General features: G+C 49.0%; 10 protein-coding genes. All 10 read left to right on the forward strand.

The window, feature by feature from the left end; translation table 11 throughout:
- Window positions 1-17 precede the first annotated feature (17 nt).
- Entirely contained in the window at window positions 18-1,736 is a 1,719-nt protein-coding gene (gene vgrG, locus IM638_12780; GenBank protein MCA6363906.1) for a type VI secretion system tip protein VgrG, read from the forward strand.
- Window positions 1,737-1,755: 19 nt separating this feature from the next.
- Complete coding sequence (locus IM638_12785; protein ID MCA6363907.1) at window positions 1,756-2,037, forward strand: PAAR domain-containing protein; 282 nt, start codon at window positions 1,756-1,758, stop codon at window positions 2,035-2,037.
- Between the two features lie 25 nt (window positions 2,038-2,062).
- A complete protein-coding gene (locus IM638_12790; GenBank protein ID MCA6363908.1) occupies window positions 2,063-2,500 on the forward strand; it encodes a GPW/gp25 family protein in 438 nt (145 codons plus the stop codon).
- The gene (locus IM638_12795; protein ID MCA6363909.1) at window positions 2,497-5,952 is read left to right on the forward strand and encodes a baseplate J/gp47 family protein; all 3,456 of its coding nucleotides are present in this window, start codon (window positions 2,497-2,499) and stop codon (window positions 5,950-5,952) included. Before IM638_12790 ends, IM638_12795 begins: the two co-directional genes overlap by 4 nt.
- Before the next feature lie 18 nt (window positions 5,953-5,970).
- A complete protein-coding gene (locus IM638_12800) occupies window positions 5,971-7,737 on the forward strand; it encodes a hypothetical protein (GenBank protein MCA6363910.1) in 1,767 nt (588 codons plus the stop codon).
- A gap of 51 nt (window positions 7,738-7,788) precedes the next feature.
- On the forward strand, window positions 7,789-12,411 hold the full coding sequence (locus IM638_12805; GenBank protein MCA6363911.1) for a hypothetical protein: 4,623 nt from the start codon (window positions 7,789-7,791) through the stop codon (window positions 12,409-12,411).
- 12 nt (window positions 12,412-12,423) lie between these two features.
- On the forward strand, window positions 12,424-15,636 hold the full coding sequence (locus tag IM638_12810; protein ID MCA6363912.1) for a hypothetical protein: 3,213 nt from the start codon (window positions 12,424-12,426) through the stop codon (window positions 15,634-15,636).
- Between the two features lie 203 nt (window positions 15,637-15,839).
- Window positions 15,840-19,574, forward strand: coding sequence for a hypothetical protein (locus tag IM638_12815; GenBank protein ID MCA6363913.1), 3,735 nt, complete (start codon window positions 15,840-15,842; stop codon window positions 19,572-19,574).
- Window positions 19,574-20,002 (forward strand): hypothetical protein, encoded by a 429-nt coding sequence (locus IM638_12820; GenBank protein ID MCA6363914.1) that lies wholly within the window; start codon window positions 19,574-19,576, stop codon window positions 20,000-20,002. The genes IM638_12815 and IM638_12820 overlap by 1 nt, the downstream gene beginning before the upstream one ends.
- A 347-nt stretch (window positions 20,003-20,349) precedes the next feature.
- Window positions 20,350-20,700, forward strand: a complete 351-nt coding sequence (locus IM638_12825) for a hypothetical protein (GenBank protein MCA6363915.1) — start codon at window positions 20,350-20,352, stop codon at window positions 20,698-20,700.
- Window positions 20,701-20,713: the final 13 nt, after the last annotated feature.

Genomic DNA, 20,713 nt, shown 5'->3' on the forward strand with positions numbered 1-20,713 from the left:
ATCTTCATTTACCCTCAATGAGGGTATTATTGGGATCAAAAGATATTACACTTAAATACGGTATTGTTTCTGTATTTACCAGTAATCAGGTAAATCGTATTCCGCAGGCTACGCTTGTGTTGCATGATGGTAGTGCAGCAAGTCAGAATTTTGAACTGAGTGCAACCAACGAATTTGTTCCAGGTAAAAAAATAACGATCAAATTGGGCTATGCCCAACGTGAACAAACCGTTTTTGAAGGCATAATAATTAAGCACAGCATTAAAGCGCCGCTTAAAGGGAATTCCACACTGGTGCTCGAGCTGCGCGATCAGGCGGTGAAAACAACTCTGGTTCGTAAAAACAAAGTGTTTACAGCTGCGAGTGATACACAGATCATTACAGATCTGGCAAAAGCCTCAGGGCTGAAAATAGCTTCGGTGGATGCATCCGCACTGGTACACAAGGAAATGGTGCAGTACTATTGCAGCGACTGGGATTTTATGCTTTCGCGGGCTGAGGCCAATGGCTGGTTAGTGTTTGCGCAAAACGGAAAGCTGAGCGCAGGTGCTCCCAGGTGGCTCAATGCTGCACTGCCTAAACTCACTCTGGCTTACGGCGATAACATTGTGGATTTTGAAGCCGACATGGATGCGCGCGATCAGTATAAAAGTGTGAGTGCGAAGGCATGGAGCACTGCCGAGCAGAATGTGCAGGAAAAAGATGCCCGCGCAGTACCCGCTGCCGAACAAGGTAATCTTTCAGCCACGGCGCTTGCTGATGTATTTGGCTCAGAGCTGAAGTTGCAGCATACCGGTAAGCGCGGCAAACTCGAATTGCAGGCCTGGGCCAATGCCAAACTCATGCGCAGTCGGCTGGCGAAAGTTTGCGGGCGTGTGCGGATTTATGGCACATCAGCCATTGAAACCGGCGATTTTATTCTGCTGCAGGGTCTGGGCAAACGTTTCAACGGCCCGGCTTTTGTGTCGGGTGTGGTGCATAGTTTTACGGCCGGCAGCACCTGGGTTACGGATATTTCGTTTGGCTATTCGCAGGAAGCATTTGCCGTGCGTTATGCCACGATAAACGACAAACCCTCGGCGGGTTTGCTTCCATCAGTAAATGGTTTGCTCACGGGCATTGTAACCAAAATTGAAAACGATCCTGAAGGCGAATACCGTGTGCAGCTTCGCATTCCGGTAATCAGCAGCAGCGGCGAAGGCATCTGGGCACGTATTGCACGCGCCGATGCAGGAAACGGCCGCGGAATGATTTTCCGCCCCGAAGTAAACGACGAAGTGATTGTGGGATTCATAAACGATGATCCCCGCGATCCTGTTGTACTCGGCATGCTGCACAGCAGTAAACTCAATCCGCCGGCCGATTTCAGCCACAGCGATGCGCAAAACAAACTGAAAGGCATTGTCACAAAAAGCAAAATCAAATTGCTTTTCGACGATGAAAAGAAAACCGTAACCGTTTCCACGCCTGGCAAAAACAGTATTGAAATCAGTGATGATCAGAAAAGCATTACGCTGAAAGATCAGCACGGCAACAAAATTGTGATGGATAAAAACGGCATCACAATGGAAAGCAGTAAGGATTTCATTGTGAAAGCAAAAGGCAATATCAAAGCCGAAGCCACCAACATTGAGCAGAAAGCAAAAACAAAATATGCCGCCGAAGGCAGCAGTACGGCCGAGCTGAAAAGCCCGGGACAAACTGTTATCAAAGGCGGAGTTGTAAATATTAATTAACCCTGTAATACGAAACAAGATGCCTGCAGCAGCCCGCATTGGCGATACAACTTCTCACGGCGGTACAGTTACCGGCCCGGGTGATGCTACCGTACTCATCGGTAAGAAACCTGCCGCTGTACTTATGGATACACACGTTTGTCCGATTGTAACCAATCCGCCGCATCCTTCTTCCACACCATTTACCGTGGGAAGCGCAACGGTGTTCATTGGCAACAAACCGGCACTCCGTGTAAATGCGGTGTGTGCCTGCGGTGCGCAAATTGTAACCGGAGAGTTTACAGTAAACATTGGTGGATAATTCAATCATTCGGAGGTATTTTATTATGGACGAACAGCAAATCAGAGAACAACTTGAAACAGCCGGCTTTCTGGGTCAGGGCTGGGCTTTTCCGGTTACTTTCCAGTCAACATCAGGCACAGCCGAAATGGTAAAAGGTGCCGAAGACATTAAACAGAGTTTACTCATTCTGCTGGGTACTGCGCTTGGCGAACGTGTATTGCGTGCCGATTTCGGTTGCAACCTGGAGAACAACATTTTTGATCCGCTTGAGTCGGGCTTTCAAACTCTGCTCACCGAAATCATCCGGCAGGCGATTGTTAAATACGAACCCCGAATCAGTTTCGATGCGATCGAAATTTATACAGAACCCAATGAAGGGCGTGTAGAGATTACTGTGAATTATACTATTTCATCTACCAACACACGTTCCAATATTATTTATCCCTTTTATCTGAACGAAGGCACAAACGTAGCGCAATGAGTACCGACTGCAACACCAAAAACACCCTGCTGCGCAACGGAACAAGCCAGCCGCAGCGAAAGCTCCGCGAGTTACTTCCCGATTATATCGGTGTGGACGAGCGCAGCATGGATGAACTGCTTGACTTTACCAAGCAGTTTGCCACCGAAATCCGTTTTCACGATGTAAACCTGCCGCTCAGTCAGGTGCCTTCCGCAAACTGGGTGAGCTTTTTCGATCAGTCGCTTAGCGATGATCAGCGTACAGCTCCGCATTTTGCTTTGTTCTCGGCTTTTCTCGAATTGTTCAGTGTGGCGCAAAACGATCTGAACGGATTCACCGAACGCCATCTCGATTTTTACTATCGCGATGTGCTTCAGCTCAACGAAAAGCCCGCCGCCGCCGATCAGGTTTTTCTGGTATTCAAACTTGCTGGCGAAACGGCGCAGCTGCTGGTGCGTAAATCGGCCGAAGCCGATGCGAAAAAAGATGCGCTGGGCAACGATCTGGTTTATACAACCAACAATGATGTGGTGTTCAATCAGGCCGAAGTAGCCGAACTGAAATCGGTTTTCATCGACCGTTTCAACACCACCGGTTTGCCCAATGCGCTGCCCAATCAGTTATATGCTTCGCCCGTGGCTGATTCGGCAAACGGACAGGGTGCGGAGTTTGATACAGAAGAGAAACGATGGAAAACATTCGGCCGTCCCACAGCCGCTACCATTTTCACACCTGCCGATTACCGGCCGTTTGGCGAACTGGGTTTCGCATTCGCCTCACCTGTATTATGGATGGCCGAAGGCAGACGCCGCGTAACCATTACCCTGAGCTTGAATCAAACCTACATCGGCAATCCTTCAATCGTTTCTCAGTTACTTGGTTCACCCACGCACTTCCCGGTAATTACCCCCACACCCGTAGCGGCCACGCGCCCCGAGCTTTTGCAGGTTATGTCGCGCCCTACGGCTCCGCAAGTGAATATACCTGTTACGGCGGCTACCGATACCACGCTGAGCAGCCTTGTGCTTGCACCGCAGCAGGATCCTGATGCGCAGATACAAAGCACACAGCAACTGCTCATCAATGCTCTTGATGTAAAATTCAGCGGCGAAAAAGAATGGCTGCAGGCATTGGTGACCAATGTGGTGTATAATCAGACGCAACAAAAACTAATTATCACGGTGTATTTGCCGGAAGGCGTAAAAGCGGTTACCGGTTACAACGAAGAAGTACTCAGCCAGCCTTTCCGTACTTCGGAGCCGGTGGTGAAACTTACTTTCCGGCAAAACTCGCCGGGCTATCCGCTGTTCTTCTCTTACCTGAACGGAAAAACACTTTACCGTGCCGATTTGCGCGTTAACGTAAGTGGTGTGCGTAACCTCATTCTGCAAAGCGATGAAGCCACACTTACACCTGATAAACCTTTTGCCCCATTCGGCAGCCGCCCGCAAATCGGTTCTACCTTTTATGTGGGAAGCCCTGAAGTAATGAGTAAGCATATCAGCCAGCTTAACCTTAGTCTGGTTTGGCATGGCCGGCCCGATAATTTTGCGGATTACTACAGTCATTATTCCCCCATCAATTCGCAGTACCGCAACAACGATTCGTTTAAAGTGCAGGCCGATCTGCTCATCGATCGTTCATGGCGCAACATTGCCGACAGTATGGATCTTTTTGCCGGTGAATTAACCACGCGCCGGTTCAATTTTGATAATACGCTGCCTTCGCTGCCATTCGACAGTGATACGCGAAGTGTGGAAGAATATACTTCGCTTACGCGCCGTGGTTTTTTGCGGCTCACGCTTAAAGGAAAGGATTTCGGGCATAATGACTTTCAGATGATTTATGCCGAGCGCGCACTGTACTTAGCGACCTTACCTGCAACGAGTACTGTAACCGACAAGTCGATGCCGCGCGAACCCTATACGCCGCTCATCAAGTCGATACAGATGGATTACACCGCAAGCGATTCGGTTGATTTTACAACCCAGGCAAATGCTACGCAGGCTTCGGTATTTTATCATGTGGAACCCTTTGGCGTAGCCCCGCAGGAGCGTAGTGGTAATGTAGCCGGCGTGGATGCCATGCCGTATTACGGTCACGAAGGCAATCTCTTCATTGGTTTGCGCAATTTGAAATCGCCGCAGGTGCTTACGTTGCTGTTCAAGGTATCAGAAGGCAGCGCCGATCCTGACGTGATGCTGGAGCCGCTTACCTTTCATTATCTCTCACACAACCGCTGGGTGAAATTTACACCGGCACAAATTCTTGGTAATACCACCAACAACCTGCTTGACTCCGGCATTGTCACACTTTCGTTGCCACGTGCAATGAATACCGATAATACTCTTTTTACCGAAGGTTTGGGATGGATACGTATTTCAGCTGCTCAAAACTCAGCTTCGCTATGTGATCTGATTGATGTGAAAGCGCAGGCAGTTTCCGCCACATTCAGCAACCGCGATAATGATCCGGCGCATCTTGAAAAGGCATTGCCTGCGCAAACCATAAAAAGTTTGCTGAATGATGACGATGGTTTGCGTACGGTAGAACAGCCTTACGCTTCATTCGGCGGTCATGCCGCCGAAACAGCCGAAGCATTCCGCATACGTGTGAGCGAACGTTTGCGCCACAAGCAGCGTGCAATTACGCTTTGGGATTACGAGCATCTTGTACTCGAAGCTTTTCCGCAGGTGTTTCGCGCGAAAGCCATTAACCACACACGCATGGAACCGGCCACCACGCAAACGCCGGCTATTTACACCGAACTTGCACCCGGCCATGTAGGAATGGTGCTTGTGGCCGATTTGCGCAACAAAAATGCAGTGAACCCGCTGCAGCCGCGTTTGCCGCTGCTCACACTTGAAAATGTGAAAAGCTATCTGCGCAGCATTATGCCGCCGCTGGCCGAGATCCATGTGCGCAATCCCTATTTTGAAGAAGTACGCCTTGCGTTTGATGTGAAATTCCGTGCCGGCTTCGATATCAGCTATTACAGCGATCAGTTGCAGAATGACATCCGCAATTTCTTTGCACCGTGGCTCAATGGTAATGCCGAAATCAATTTCGGCGGCCGTATTCATAAATCGGCGGTTATTGACATGATTGATGAGCTGCCCTATGTTGATTATATCTCCTGCATGAGCATGGAGCAGATTATTCCCGGCAGCACACCGGTAATACTGCGCGATATTGAAACTGCCGAACCCACACGCGCAGCATCCGTGCTTACTTCGGCAGCCCTGCACCTGATCAATGTGCTTGAAGAGGAAACCTGCGATTGCCCCGAAAACGATGTGCGTAATCCCTTCCCCGAATCCGGAACAACGATGGCACATTGCGGCGACGAAGATTTACAAACCCGCGATGGCATTGGCGCCGATATCATCAATACCGATTTCATTGTTGGTCAGAGCGGTTCGGAAGGAATCGGATACTGGTCAATCGAAAACAATTTTAACGTTCAATAATCATAACCCGCTTATATCATGGCAACCAAACGTAATGAACTGAAGAACTATTTCCTGAATGGTAAAATTCCGAATCAGGAACAATTTGCAGCACTGATTGATGATACGCTGAGCAAGACAGACGATAAGCTTACCATTTCGCCTGTAATTGTTGATGGCAATATTACCAACACGCGGGTTGGGATTAATGATGGCACGCCTGATACACCGCTGAGTGTTAAGGCACAGCCGGGAGGTATTGCACTTACGCTTAAATCGGCAGTAACCGACACTAATCATTGGCGTTTTCTGGTGAATCAGTCAACGGGCGTAACCGCCACAGGCCTCACCATTGCCCGTGAGGAAACCAGCGGAATGGTTCCGCGTATGCACATTGATGAGCGTGGTTTTGTGGGTATTGGCACACAAACACCGCAAAGCGTGCTAAGCGTTACGGCCTCTGAACTGAACGGCAGTATTTCCATCCGGATTAAAAATGCGGAGTGTAATAATTCGTGGATGCTTGCGCATACTTCGAGCGATACCGATACACTGAACGAACGTTTTTCGATTAACAGTGTAAACACTCAGGGTGCGCAGAACGAGCGTTTCACAATTCGTGAAAACGGAAATGTGGGTATTGGTACTTCTTTACCGATGGTGAAATTTTCGGTGGAAGCCAACCCGCAGCATCCCGGTGTGCCGGTGGCGCTCGACAATGTGTCAGGTGCAGTGCTGGTGGGTAATACCACGCAAAACCTTGCGCTCGATCCGTCGGCCATTCAGGTGCGTGTAACGGCAAACGGTACTACAACCGGTGCAAAGCTCAATTTGCAGCCGCTCGGCGGCGATATTGAAGTGCATGCACAGGGCACGGAAAGCCAAAAGATTATCATTGCTGCCAATGGGCGCACAGCCATGGGCGTGGCGGCAACAGCCAACAGCCGTCTCGAATTGAAAGGCTCCATTCGTTTGCATGAAGACCTCGACGAGACCGGCACTGATCGCCCCGGTACATTCCGTTTCCGCAATAATCTTTTCGAAGGTCACAACGGCAGCGAATGGGTTACGTTCAACACCACGACAGCTGCGCAGAATTACTGGCAGACTGTAGATGCCGTTGAAACCAAAATTCGTTTTGCAGGCGATCCGGATACAGGAAATGTAAACGTTATTGTGGGCAATGGTCCGCAGGCTGCACAGGCATTGGGTTCATTCAGTGTTTACACTACAGGTACAGAAGCATCAGCAGCCATTGCCGCCGCAGTAATCAATCACAACCGTACACATGCACAGGCCAATATTACCACATCTCGTTTTGGTCTGGCGCTGAATATGCCGGCTGCAGTTGCCAATACAAGCAGCGCCAGCCGAGACATCGGTCTCTGGGTGCGCACGTATGATGGCACTGTGCCACGCCCCGAAAACCGTGCAGCCGCTATTTTCGACGGCAACGTAGTGATTGGCACGCACCTCGGCACGGGCACACACATCGGGGCTGGCGGAAGTAATGTACTTGCCATTTCTACGGAAGGCACTGCACCTGCTGAAGCAAAAAATACAGCCGTACAGGTGTATGCCAAAGAAACAAGTAATGGCGGACAGGTGGCATTGCATCTGCTGAATCCCGGGCAGACCGGCCGTCCGGTAAAACTCTATGCCGCGCCCAAACTCACGGCCGCTGCTCCTGAGCCTGTGGATACTGGTAATCCCGAGCTCAATGCGTATATCGCCAATATGGTTGCACGCATTGCCGATCTCGAAGCGCGTCTGGTTACACTTGGTTTACTCATGCCTCAGGCATAAGCTCAAATTTCTGTTACACGCACATTTATTTACTGCTTATTCTCTTTTATTATGTCAGAACCGATCACCATTTCCGCATCGTCGCCACCGCTCGACAGTATGAATTACGACTTGTTGCGCGGTAAAGGGCTTGCGCATCTGCAGCGGCTTTCGGGTAAAATCTGGACCGATTACAACGCGCATGATCCGGGCGTGACCATTCTCGAAGTATTGAGTTATGCCATTACCGACCTGGGCTATCGTACCAATTTTGATATTCGCGATTTGCTGGCAGCCCCGCCTGCGGTGAACGATATAAAGAATTTTTTCACAGCGGCAGAGATTATGCCCAATGCGCCGGTAACCCTTCGCGATTACCGTAAACTGCTGATGGATGTGACTACTGATGTGCAGGTCACGTCAAACACATCAACTGTGGTGGGCATTCGCAATGCATGGCTGCTGAAAGCACGTAACTGTGAGCAGGCCTGGTATGCCGATGCTGTTGCGCAAACACTCACGTATGAGCCGCCTTCGGCAAATGCTGCACGACTTGTACCAATGGCTTTGTACGATGTACTTCTTGAATTTGACGATAACGAAGTGCTTGGCGATCTGAATGCCAATACCATTTCGCGTGTCATTACGTTGCCTGCTTCACTCAATATTGCAGCACCTTCGGCTCCGGCACAGGTTGTGAATTCGGGTGTGCTTCAAGGCATGACGGTGAGCATTGAAGCGGAGTTTCCACGCTGGGATACACCCGGCATCGACTGGAACAGCGTGGCGTCAATACGTTCGCGCATGGGTAATGCGCGCATGAGTTTTTCGCGTGTGCCTTCGCCGTATGAGGTGAGCTTTTCCGGGCTCAATGCGGCTGGCGATGTGGTGCTTTCGGTTACCGATACATCCAATCCCACAAACCCGTTTCCTTCGGCTACACGCAATGCGGTGTGCGATATGCTGGAGTTCTATATTTATGATTCGGTCACTCCGTCGTCGATGCTGTTTGAGTATCAGCGAAAGATAACAGCTATACATAAACTGGTGGACGCTGCTCGAAGCCGTCTGATGACCAACCGGAATCTCTGCGAGGATTTTCTGGCGATTCGTGCGCTGAAAGTAGAAGAAGTGGCACTTTGTGCCGATGTGGACATTGAAGCCGGTGCCGATGTGGAAGCTATTCAGGCACAGCTTTGTTACCAAATTCAGCAATTCATTTCGCCCACACTGTATTTTCACTCACTGGCCGAAATGTATGAACGTGGTTACACCACCGACCAGATTTTTGAAGGGCCGCTGCTGAGTTCGGGGTTTATTGATAATGCCGAACTGGATAAAGCGGAATTGCGTAAAGTACTTCGCGCATCTGACCTTATTAATATTATTATGGATGTGCCGGGTGTGATTGCTGTTCGCAATTTACAGATGGCAAATATTCCGCTTGATAACGACGATCAGATTCCGCAGCAGATTGTACGCTGGTGTCTTGAACTGGCTTTTGATCGTTTCTATGTACCGCGCCTGAGTGTGCCATCGTCGCAATTTACATTTTACAAAAACCAGCTGCCCTACAAGGCGCGTCTGGAAGATGTGGAGCAGCTTCTCGATAATTTGAATGTGTCTGATCGTCCGCGCCGTTTGTGGAATACACCGCTTGATTTGCCTGTGCCGCAGGGTACATGGGCCAACGCGGGCGAGTATGTAACCATACAAAATGATTTTCCGCGGTTGTATGGTATCGGCGAAGCAGGATTGCCCGGTACGGCAAGCGATGTGCGTAAGCTGCAGGCCAAACAGCTTAAAGAGTTCTTGCTGTTTTTCGATCAGCTGCTGGCGAATTATCTGGCGCAGGTAGCCAATCTCTGGCAGTTTTTCTCGCACGATAATACACGGACAGCTTCGGGCGATTTCACAATCAATAAAACGCTTTACAGCCAGCCGCTCATTAATCTGGTGCCGAATGCAGCCGAACTTTATTTCGACGGAGGTACGCCCACTGCACAGGCACAGCATGCGCTCGATCTTCAGCGTTTTACCGAAAGCCGCGCACAGTTTGAAGAACGCCGCAACCGCATTGCCGATCACCTCATGGCCCGCTTTGCCGAATCGTTCAGCGATTATGCCTTGCTGATGTATCGTATTGACGGTGCCCGTGCCGCCGATGAACTTATTGAGGATAAGTTTGATTTCATTAATGCCTATCCGAAACTCAGCAGCGAACGTTTCAACGCATTCAACTACGCCGACAGCAATTTGTATTATCACACCGCCAATGCCGCAGGCTTTGAGCAACGCACCTCGTTGCTGGCCGGCATCGACGCGTGGGCGCCTGAAGACATGTATTTCAGCAGCGACTATAAAATTGTAGGCGCTGTTTCGGGCGGCTTTGGTGTGCGTATTTTCAACGCCACCCTATTGCTGCTCGAATCGCCGGCTGTACTTAATACGGCTACCCGCAACGAGGCGGTGCTGCGGATGGAAAAGCTGATCACCTCAGCGATTGTACTTTCAAACTACAAATTAGTTGATAGTGCATCACTCATTGTAACCGACAGCGACCATTACAACCCGCTTGGCACATACAGCATTGCCGTGTGTGAAGGTGAGCAGGTGCTTGCGCTTGTTGATGCGGCACTTGCCCTGCCTGTGCCGGGCGCCGGTTTCACTTCCGGAACTTACGCCTACGCCATGGAGCAGATCAGGCTGTTGTTTGTGAATACACTCTTTGCGCATATCAATGCAGAGTACATGAACAACATCGGTGCTAACCGCCGCAATTTCTCCATCAACTTCGATCGTTATTTCATTAACGTTTCGGCCATTGCCAACACCACGGTTCCGGCCGAATGTCAGCCGGCATGGGATATTCAGTACACCCTTACCGATGGAGAAGGAAATGTACTTATGTCGGGACTGGTGCCTTTCTTAAAGCTTGATCTGAACGATACGCCCACGCCCAATCTCATCGACCGGACACTTTTCTGGCTGCTGCGTCTGGCAAAAAATCCGGCTAATTATCAATATGATCAAACCGATGAAGGGGTGGCGCTGTTTGATCTTTGCGGTGTAAAAGTGGGAACGGTAGTGAATACCGACATCCTTAGCAGCTATCTGGCAGGCATTCAGTCGCGGCTCAAATTCAGTATTTCTGATTCCTTGCATAATGACGGCAATTACCTGATGCTTCAGGCTTCGGATGCGTTTCGGGTAACTACGGCACCGGGTTCCGACTCGCGATTGTTTACTATTGCCGCACCGGTTACCACGGTGCCACCCAATCCGCTGTTGAATGATTCGTATGTGGATGGCCGATTTGAAAGCGCCTTCAGCTTTGCAATCACAGCCATTTCGCTCACCGAAAATTATGTGGAGCTTACCGGTGCGGATTCAATTCTGTTTGGCAGCGGCGATAAGTTTGTCATTACAGCACCAGTGGCCTTTCCATCGGCCAATGCGGGAACTTATTCCGTTAACCGTGTATTGCGTCTCAGTGCCACCGACTGCCGCGTGTATCTGAATGAGCTTCTTGCCTCGGCCACACTTACTTCGGGTCTTGCGGGCGAACTTTATTTCACCGCACCAGTTGTGGGTTTTGATCCTGCCATTAATGCCATAGTGGTTGAAATGCCGCAATGGGCAAAAGTAATTGAGCGGATGACTGCTGAAGTGACAGACAGTTTTTTCTCGCACGAAGGTATGCACCTGGTGGAACATATTCTGGTGCGTCCGAAAAATCGCTATACCACTACCGAGTCGCTTTCGGGTAATGGTTTGCTGCAACCACCTTCAAACGGCAGTCTGGGACAAATTTCAGTGTGTGCTGATCTTGCGGTAACTGATGCCGATCAGGCTGCACGTCGTTTTACGGTGGCCGGTAATTTTCTTTCGGTGCTGGTTTCCGGCTCAAGAATACGCATTACCGGTTCGGCAGTGAACGATGCATTTTATACGGTTGCTTCGGTAACTGTAAATGCAGGGAACACGGAAATTACCGTCAATGAATCGCTGGTTGATGTGGCTCCGCTGGGTTCGTTGCAGTTCTGGATTACAAAACCGGTTACTGCACTTAATGATGCCAATGCCACGCCTGCAAACGTAATGAAGTTCAGCGGAACGGGTTTGCCGGCATCATTCACGCTGCTTCCTGAAGCAGTGGTGGAGTTATCAATGCCGCTTACGAACAACGGTCGTTATACCATTGCCACCACACAAACGCAAACGGCGGGCGGTGAGTTTGAGATTCAGTTTCTCAACCGCATCAAACTTGTGCGTGATGCATTTCTCGACATCAACACCACGGCTGACTGTGAAGAATGCCGTTACACTGATCCGTATTCATTTGTGGCATCGGTAATTCTTCCGGTGTGGCAAGGGCGTTTCACCAATATTGCCTTCCGTAATTATTACGAGCGTTTGCTTCGTACCGAAGCACCTGCACATATTGTGCTCAACATCTGCTGGGTGGGGTACGAGGATATGGCTTTGTTTGAAACAGCCTGGAAATGGTGGTTGCGGGTTATCAATTCGCCCATTGCCACAGTGGCCGAAAAAACAGATGCTCAGATCGGTCTGGTTACCGTTCTCAAAAAAATACGTTCGGGCTATCCTGCAGGCACACTGCACGATTGCGATACCGACGATACACTTCAAAACTCCATCATTCTTAATAACTCCAACTTAGGCACGCTTTAATTCCGATCAACCATGAGTAACAATCTTCTTTCACGGTATCCTGTTTTTGAAAACAACCAGGTACTTACCAGCGCACAGCTCAATCTTCTGGCTGGTTATCTCGACGAGCAAACACGAATTACACGTACCCGGCTGATCGGGGTTGGTATTGTATGCGGCCTCGAACAATCGGTTTCGCCGGCAGGCAGTGATGTGGTGGTAAACATCACAGAAGGTAAAGGCGTAACTACCGAAGGTTTTCTGATTTCGATTACTGCTAAATCATTTACCAAATACAAACCCTATACACTTCCGGCAGGTGTAAGTTATTCGCCATTTACCAACGCTTCACTTGCACAGGTTGATTTGTGGGAGATGTATGAAGCCAGTTCAACGGTGAGTGGCACATCACTGCTTTCGCAGGCTTTTGTGGATGGCACTGGTCCGAACAACGGTGGCCGCAAAGTGGTATTGCTGTATCTCGAATGCAGCGATGTGGATTTGCGTTCGTGTCTTGGCCGCGCATGTGATGATCTGGGTATGGATCGTGTATTTACACTTCGTGCATTGCTTGCCAATGAAGCGGATGTAGCCAACATTATTCAGGCTGAAATGCTGGCCGATAACGTAACCTATCCGGCGCGTTTTGCCATGCCCGATGTGCGCATGCTTCGTCCGTTGTTCAGTGCAACCGGGCCGGAAGTAAGTAATTATTTCAGGTTTCAGGAAAAGTACATCAACGCCTTGCGCAGTGTGTATGATACTACCGGAAATTCGCCCAGTATTTTTGATCTTATCCGCGATTCGTACAACGTATTTCAGCCTGTTCTTCAGCCGGTGTACGGAAGCAATCCGGTAACTGCAGGCAGTATTGCCGCTTACAAAACGGTGTGGGACAATATCATTACCAACACCAATGTTACCGGTCCGAATTACATGGGAGCGCAGTATTTCTATGATTTTATGAAAGATCTGCTGTTGGCCTACAATGAATTCCGCGAAGCCTCTGCCGATCTGATGTCGCGCTGCTGCGTGGCTACCGGTTATTTTCCGAAACACCTTGTACTGGGTTATGCCGAAAATGATGGTGCGTATTCGGTAATGGATTACCGTACCAATTTCATTGCATCGCAAACTTCGCCCGGCCAGCATGAGCTTGAGCAGCGTTTAATTGTGCTGCACAAACGTATGATTCTGCTCATGGATGCGTTTAACGCCAACCTTATCCACAACCCGCGCGGAAACGAAACTATTCTCGTTACGCCGAGTGTGGAGAAGCAAAGCAACCTTACTGCGCGTGCCATTCCGTATTACTACATCAATGATGCAGTGCCTGTATCTTCCACACAGGGTGTAACGCTCGAATCGCACTGGAATTACGAAAATCTCCGCCGCGGTATTGGCTCGGGTACAGATTATCCGGTGCTGAGTTACAACAATTACAGCGCATCGCCGGGCAATGGCACTTACATTACCAAGCCGCTCAATTTTGATCTTGATCCGTATAATTTCCTGCGCGTAGAAGGCTATCTCAAAAAATCATACTCGCAGGTGGTTTCGGATATTGAAACAATTCGCACCTCTTTTAACCTTCCGTTCAATGTGGTTGCCGTGCGTTTGCAGGGGTATCTCAGCACAGCCGAAGCAAAGAGTCTTTGCCGTTACAACGATCTGGATGTGCAGTACCGCAGTTTGCGTGCGGAAATGCTGGCGAAATTTACACACTGGATTTCACGCGCTACAAATCTGCTTAATTATGCACAAAGCGGCGGCGATTTCTTTGATCAGTTGTTCCTCGAAACCACCAGCACCTCAAACCGCGCTTCGGTATCGTTTGGTGTTCAGTCCATCAGTTCGGCGCTCGACAATGCAAGTGTTACACAAAACAACAGTGCCCTGCGAACCGTTTCACCGGCACCCGCCAACTTCACAAACATATCTGTTCCTTCCAGTCAGAATGATGTGCTCACGAGCAGCAGTGCCGCTGTGGATTATGTAATCGCTTCGCTGCCTTCACCTGCATTGGTTGCCCCGCGCAGCATTGGCACAGTAATCAACGACTTGCGCACGGTGCTCGGATCGGGTGTGGGAATGATCCGTTACCTCAACAACCTGCTCAATACATCGGTATTCACCGAACTGCTCAGCGATTTCGATTTTGGTTATCGTCCCTCTGCTGTGGGTGAAAATGTACTTATTGCTGCACCCAACACACCCGTAACGGTTGATACCAGCTTTCAGCTCTCGTATCAGGCACTTGTGGCGCAGGCCGTGAATGCCAAAGCCAACCTCATGCTGTTGCTCGATGAAGTAACGCACACCCTTTCCGCCCGTTTGCCGCAGGAGTTTTACTTCAGTTTTGGTCAGTGGGTGAGTGAGCAGCTTTGGTTTTTAAACAGCATCATCAGCGATCAGACGTACCGCGCCCTTGAGCGGGTGTATTACAACTATCTGTACCGCGTAAGCTATGTAATGGCCAACGATCCTACGCTGCTGAGCAATTTTGTGGCGCGTCACCCCGGCATTGATCACAAGGCAGGTGTGCAGCCGGGCGGTACGTTTGTGGTGGTGTATGCCGGTCAGGATGTATCGTTGCTGAGCCAGAATGTGCAGAACAACAACAACAATGTGTTTGATCCGCAGCTGCGCCAGTCGAGCAACACCAACTCACCAAGCGTAAGTCTGGTAACCATTACCGCCAACCAGACCATTGCCGATTTCTGCCTGCCATACAGCGTAAACTGCGACTGCTTCTGCGAGGACATTCCCACGCCTTCTGATGCCGACCTGCTGCTGCCCACGTATGCCATGACGCAGTTCAACGATTTCCGCCCCGGCGACTTTGCCTTTGCGGATAATGCCTACGCGGTTCCTGTGCTTCCGGGTGCGAATCAGGCCACACAGCCGATCAACATCAGTGTTCGCCGCTCGGTGAACTATGACGAGACGTATGCGCTGCGTGTGTACGGCATCAACAGTCAGGGCCAGGCCACGCGCAACACGTTTGCCACGGCTATGGGCGGCACGGTACAAATAACCACCGTAAACGGCGAGGAAGTATTCCGCTACACGGCCCCCGCGCAACTCATCATCAGCGATTATTTTGATTATGTGTTTGAAACGGTTGATGGTGCGCAGGTAACCAAAGCGCGTTCAAACCGTGCGCGTGTGGTGATTTCGGTGACGGAGAAGTTTCCGCTTCCGTTGAATAATCTGCAGGTGAATCAGAATAATCCGGTGCAGTAAAAAAGAATAACCCCAAACAAAAACGCACGGCCGGAAGCAGCGGAGCACTTGCTTCGAACGGGAAAAGGGCTTCCGGCCGGCGTTTTTACGAATGAATTTTCAGTCAGCTCAGTTCGTGTATTTAGTCTGTAGTTATGCATCCCAAGTTTGAGCCTTTGTCGCAGCCGTTGCCCGGTAGTTTTCAGCCGCAGTATCAGCCAGAGTTGAATGAACAGGAGTTGGGCGGTGAAGAATTTACACCTGCCGGAAAGATTCCGCAGCAGTTGGTGCAGCGTGTGCAGCAGCGCATGCAGCAGGGCAAGAAGCTGACGAACCAGGAGATGCATTGGGCGTTTGCGCATGGCGGTTTTTATTTTCATCAGCGTGCGGGTGTGCATAATACGCGTATGCGGATGCAGGAGGAAGCGGGTTTGCAGCGTGAGAAGCAAAGTGAGGGTGTTGGTGGAAATTTAAGCGGGGAGAAGAATGATTCTTCGCAGGCTCAGCGTTTAACGGCTTCGCCGTTGTCGGAATTTAAAGCGACGGAGCAGAACGTGAATTCTTCGCAGGCTCAGCAAACAGCAGCTTTGGCAACGGCTTCGCCGTTGCAGGAAGTGAAAGAGGAAAAGCCCTTAACACCTGAGCAGCGCACAGAGGCGCAGAAGGAGAACGGACAGGTAACGCCGCTGGATGCGACGAAGAATGCGGTGGAGCAGCCGGTTGCGGGTGTGGTGCAGCCGAAGGCGGAGGAGACGGAGGAGGAGAAGAGGAGGAAGGAGAAAGAGAGCATTAAAGTAGCGGCTGAAAAGCACGAAGCACACGAGAAAGAATTTTTACCCGATGAAAATAATGCAGAGGTAAAGAAAGAGCAGGAGCAGAAAGAAGAAACAAAAGAGCAGGTTGAAGCATCGAAAAAAGAAGTTGAAAAGGAGAATAAAACACCAGAAGTAAAACCTGTTTCAGAAAATAGTAAGCCGAAGGAAACGGAAAAGAAACCGGAGGGTGTAGAAAATGCAGAAGATACTGATCCGGGTCCGGAAGGTGTGAAGGAAGATTATGAAAATCCGCCACCGGTGGCAGAACTTGAAATGAAGGATGCACAGGATGAAGCCGGTGAAGTGATAGAAGGCGATGAATTTACGAATAACAACCTTACCGGTTTAACCATTACCGCCCAGCAATTCCGCGATCAGGGTAAAGCGGCTGTTGATCATGCGAAAGAGCAGACCAAGCAGCGCCTGAGTGTTGAACAGGATGTGAAGAAACTGGAAGGCAAAATAGCGGCATCGGATAAGAGCTTAACCACGGCTGAAACCAATACAAACCAGCGTGAGAAGAATCTGAAAACGATGGATGCGCCGCTCAAAGAATCGAAAAATCGTGAGCAAAAAGTAGCGGGAGAAGTTGGCGTACATATCAATACATACAACGAAAACAAAGACGAAGCCGAAGATATGCGTCATGAATCGGCTGATATGCTTGGCGGGTCGAAGAAACACGAAGATCCTGAAGATGAAGATTCGGGCATGCTGAGTGAAAAGTATGAAGAACTCAGTTCAGGAAGCGCCACCATGGCCGATGGTATAAGCGGAGGCGGTGATACCGCCAAACGCCTGAAAGCTGAAGCAGAAGCTGCCAAAAAGAAAAATGCTGATTCGGCAAAACAAATACAGGACACGCAGCAGAAGTTGCAGCAGTCGAAGCAAAAGCTGAATGAAGAAAAGAACCGCAACCAGCAGGCGAAGAAGAATGTGAAAGAGGTGCGTGCCAAATTGGAGAAGAGCAAAAAAGATGAACAAAAGCTCACCAAAGAGGGCATGGATCTGATGAAAACCTCGTTTGATATTGAAAACGAGACGCAGCGGGCACAATACTTTTACTATAAGAATATGGCCAAAGTTTCCTCGCGCGAGAATTTGCTGAATGAGGAAGCTCAGGCATTTGAAGCCTCGCTGCTCAATCAGGGCGGTACGGATGGTTTACTTTTTAACTATGTAAAACTGGAAAGCGAAGACGAGCGCAATGCGTTTGTGGACAGCCTGAGTCCGACCCAGCGTGTGGAATTGCAAACCGCATTGGAGGCGTTTATGGCAAACTACGATGCGTGGGTAGCAGCCAATCAGGAGCAACTCATGCTCAAGGCCGAAGAAAAACGCCTTACACAAATAGATGCACACAATACGAACCGCACAAATGCGCTGAAGAAGCCGCTGCAACGTGTAACCGACAACCTGAGTAAGGTTGACAAGATTGGTTTGTTCTGGAGTTCGCTTACGCAGGGCTTAGATGCCATCTGGAAATCAATCACCAACATCACCTGGGCCGATGTGGGCAATTTTGCGCTGGCGATGGTGAATCCGGTGGAGTTTTTCAATACGGTATCGGGTTCGGTGAAAGCGATATGGACGGAGTTGAGCGACTGGGGTGGTTTTGAGAAGGATCCGGTGGGCATGATTTTGAAAAAGGGCTCGGCGGTGGGCGTGCAGCTGCTTACGATTTGCGGGGTGATAACTGGTTTGCTTTTTGTGTTGAGTATAGCGGCATCAATAGGCACATTCTTTACCGGAGGAGCGATGATTGGTTTGGCAGGCTGGCTTTGGAGCGCCACAGCCACTATGGGTACGGTTACTTTCTGGGTGGGCGTGGTAACGGCCGCGCTTAGCGTACTTTCCGGTATAAAGAATGCCTACGAGATGCACACGGCTAAAACGGCTGAGGTGTTGTTCCAGAACACGGCTGAGTTGAAGCAGGATGCGGGTAATACATCGATAGCGATACTTGCAATAATAGGCGGTAAAGGTCAGGTGAGCGGTGCGAAGCAGATGCTGGAGATGATTCAGAAATATCCGAAGACGTTTGGTAAGCGGATGTTTTTGGAGATGAAGAAAAGCTTTATGCGCAAACTGACGTGGGCGCCGCGCACGGTGGCGGCTATGTTTAAGAAGGACACCTGGAAGAGTTTGTATGCAAGTTTGCGGAAGTATTTGTCGCGGCAAACGGATGAGTTGACGGAGAATAAGTCTGATCGTGATTTGCGGCGAGATCCGGTGCGGGAGAATGTGGAGGATAAGAAGACGGGGACTAATAAGAAGAATGAGAAGGTGAAGAATGATAAGAATGAGACTGAAGACAACAAGCAGAAAACAGATCGTACAGCGGATGAGCAGAAGGCGGATGATAATTTTGAGAAGCGTGAGGGTGATGTGGATGATGCGCAGAAGAAGAAGCTGAAGGAGGATGCGGATAAGGATGTGCCTGACGGGCCGGATAGTGCGAATAAGCGCCGGGCGTTGTTTATGGCGAAGGTGATTACGGAGGCGAATGATAAGATTGATACGCCGGTGGCTGGTTTGTTGGCGGAGTTGGCTCCGTTGAGTGCGATGAAGGGTGTGCCGCCGTTTAAGGCGGAGGCGAAGGGGGATGGGGTTTATGATATTTGGATGAACCCTCCGGTTAAGGATGGTTATACGGACGGGGAGGAAGATAAGAAACCTGAAAAGCCTAATGAAAGTGGCGCTAGAGAAGCAAATGAGGAGGAGGTAGATAAAATTAATAATGATAGAAAATTATATAATGTTTCAAAGAAAAAGAATATAGCTAAATTTGAAGGTGAGATAGATGGTAATAATATAGATCTTGTAAGCGTCAGTGGGGAAAAACAAATTGAAGGTACTGTTGATGCCATACCTTTTGAGGATCAAAAATTAACTACTCAACCAACAAAGTCAGATAAATTGCAAAGCCCTGATGCGTTAGATAGAAGAGCCTATGATTCGGAAGCAAAAGGTTTGGAAAACCTTCTTAGCAGAACAAATCCAGACTCAAAAGGGAAAATTAGGTTAATCTCAGAAAGAAATTTATGTGGTTCGTGTAATGATGTAGTAAAACAATTTTCTAAATTAAGGCCGAATATTGAAATCGAACTAGTCTATGTTAAACCATATTACAATCCGCTATAATGGAAAATATAAATTTTAATAAATTAAAAGAAGCTATTTTTGTTGAAGATATTAATTTGATAAATGATATATTGGAAAAAATAACGCCTGATGAATTTAGCTTTGTCGATGAGAAGCTAAATACAAATGCGTTAAGTAGTGCAATAGGTACAAATAATCCTATTGTTGTGGATGTCATTCTTAATAATGGAGCTGATGTTAATTTCACTAAACCGGGATTCCCATTACCTCTTATCGAAGCCCTTGAAAATGCTATGAATACGATCGATTATGGCGATTCAGACATAGAAAATTGTGTAAATATATTGGAGTTATTACTAAAAAGTGGTGCTGATATTTATCGAAAAAATTATAATGACGTGACTCCATTAGAATATGCACAGAAATATTATCCTGCTGCCCTCGAAATATTTGAAAAATATAGATAGGATCTATTGAAAATATAGTATATAGTTTTGTGGGGAATTTTCTTTTGAAACACCAAACCACCTGAATCACCAGCCCCGATTACTCCCGCAGAAATTGCGGGAGTAAACCCCGCAGGGGAAACTATGCTTTAGTATTGTACAAAACACCCGAGGAGTTGCAGCGTAAAGCGGGAGCGGACGGAATTTTATTGCACCTAAAGGTTCGCTTCAAAATATCCTTTCTTTCATTTGGCAAACTACGATGCATTGATTGAAGCCTTCCCCCCCAAAAAACGCCACGCCCAAAACAACTAACTTTAACACAGCATATAAAAAAGTCAAAATTGACCGAGGTACAGATTTATCCCATGAACATCCTTGTCCTCTGCACAGCCAACCACAGCCGCTCGCCGGCGGTAGCCGCCTGGATTGAAAAACGCTGTACCCACTGCATCGTTCGCAGCGCAGGCCTCAACCATAAACTTACATCGGCCGCCAACGGCACACCTGCCACCGAAGCAATGCTGCAGTGGGCTGATCGTATTTACGTGATGGAACCCCGCCACTACAGCCGCATTGAAGAATATACCGGACAAAAATGGCTGGCGAAAATTACGGTACTTCATATTCCCGATGAGTTTGGTTATATGGATCAGCGCCTGTTTGCACTGCTCGATGCGCACGAAGTACTTGGCAGCCATTTTACCGAACATAGCTGAACCAAACTATTTT

Source organism: Bacteroidota bacterium (assembly GCA_020402865.1).
GTDB lineage: Bacteria > Bacteroidota > Bacteroidia > Palsa-965 > Palsa-965.

Excerpts from the sequence above, each read along its gene's own strand:
- vgrG (MCA6363906.1), top strand. The coding sequence starts at position 18 with ATGAGGGTATTATTGGGATCAAAAGATATTACACTTAAATACGGTATT.
- IM638_12805 (MCA6363911.1), top strand. The coding sequence starts at position 7,789 with ATGTCAGAACCGATCACCATTTCCGCATCGTCGCCACCGCTCGACAGT.
- IM638_12790 (MCA6363908.1), top strand. The coding sequence starts at position 2,063 with ATGGACGAACAGCAAATCAGAGAACAACTTGAAACAGCCGGCTTTCTG.
- IM638_12820 (MCA6363914.1), top strand. The coding sequence starts at position 19,574 with ATGGAAAATATAAATTTTAATAAATTAAAAGAAGCTATTTTTGTTGAA.
- IM638_12825 (MCA6363915.1), top strand. The coding sequence starts at position 20,350 with ATGAACATCCTTGTCCTCTGCACAGCCAACCACAGCCGCTCGCCGGCG.
- IM638_12800 (MCA6363910.1), top strand. The coding sequence starts at position 5,971 with ATGGCAACCAAACGTAATGAACTGAAGAACTATTTCCTGAATGGTAAA.
- IM638_12810 (MCA6363912.1), top strand. The coding sequence starts at position 12,424 with ATGAGTAACAATCTTCTTTCACGGTATCCTGTTTTTGAAAACAACCAG.
- IM638_12795 (MCA6363909.1), top strand. The coding sequence starts at position 2,497 with ATGAGTACCGACTGCAACACCAAAAACACCCTGCTGCGCAACGGAACA.
- IM638_12785 (MCA6363907.1), top strand. The coding sequence starts at position 1,756 with ATGCCTGCAGCAGCCCGCATTGGCGATACAACTTCTCACGGCGGTACA.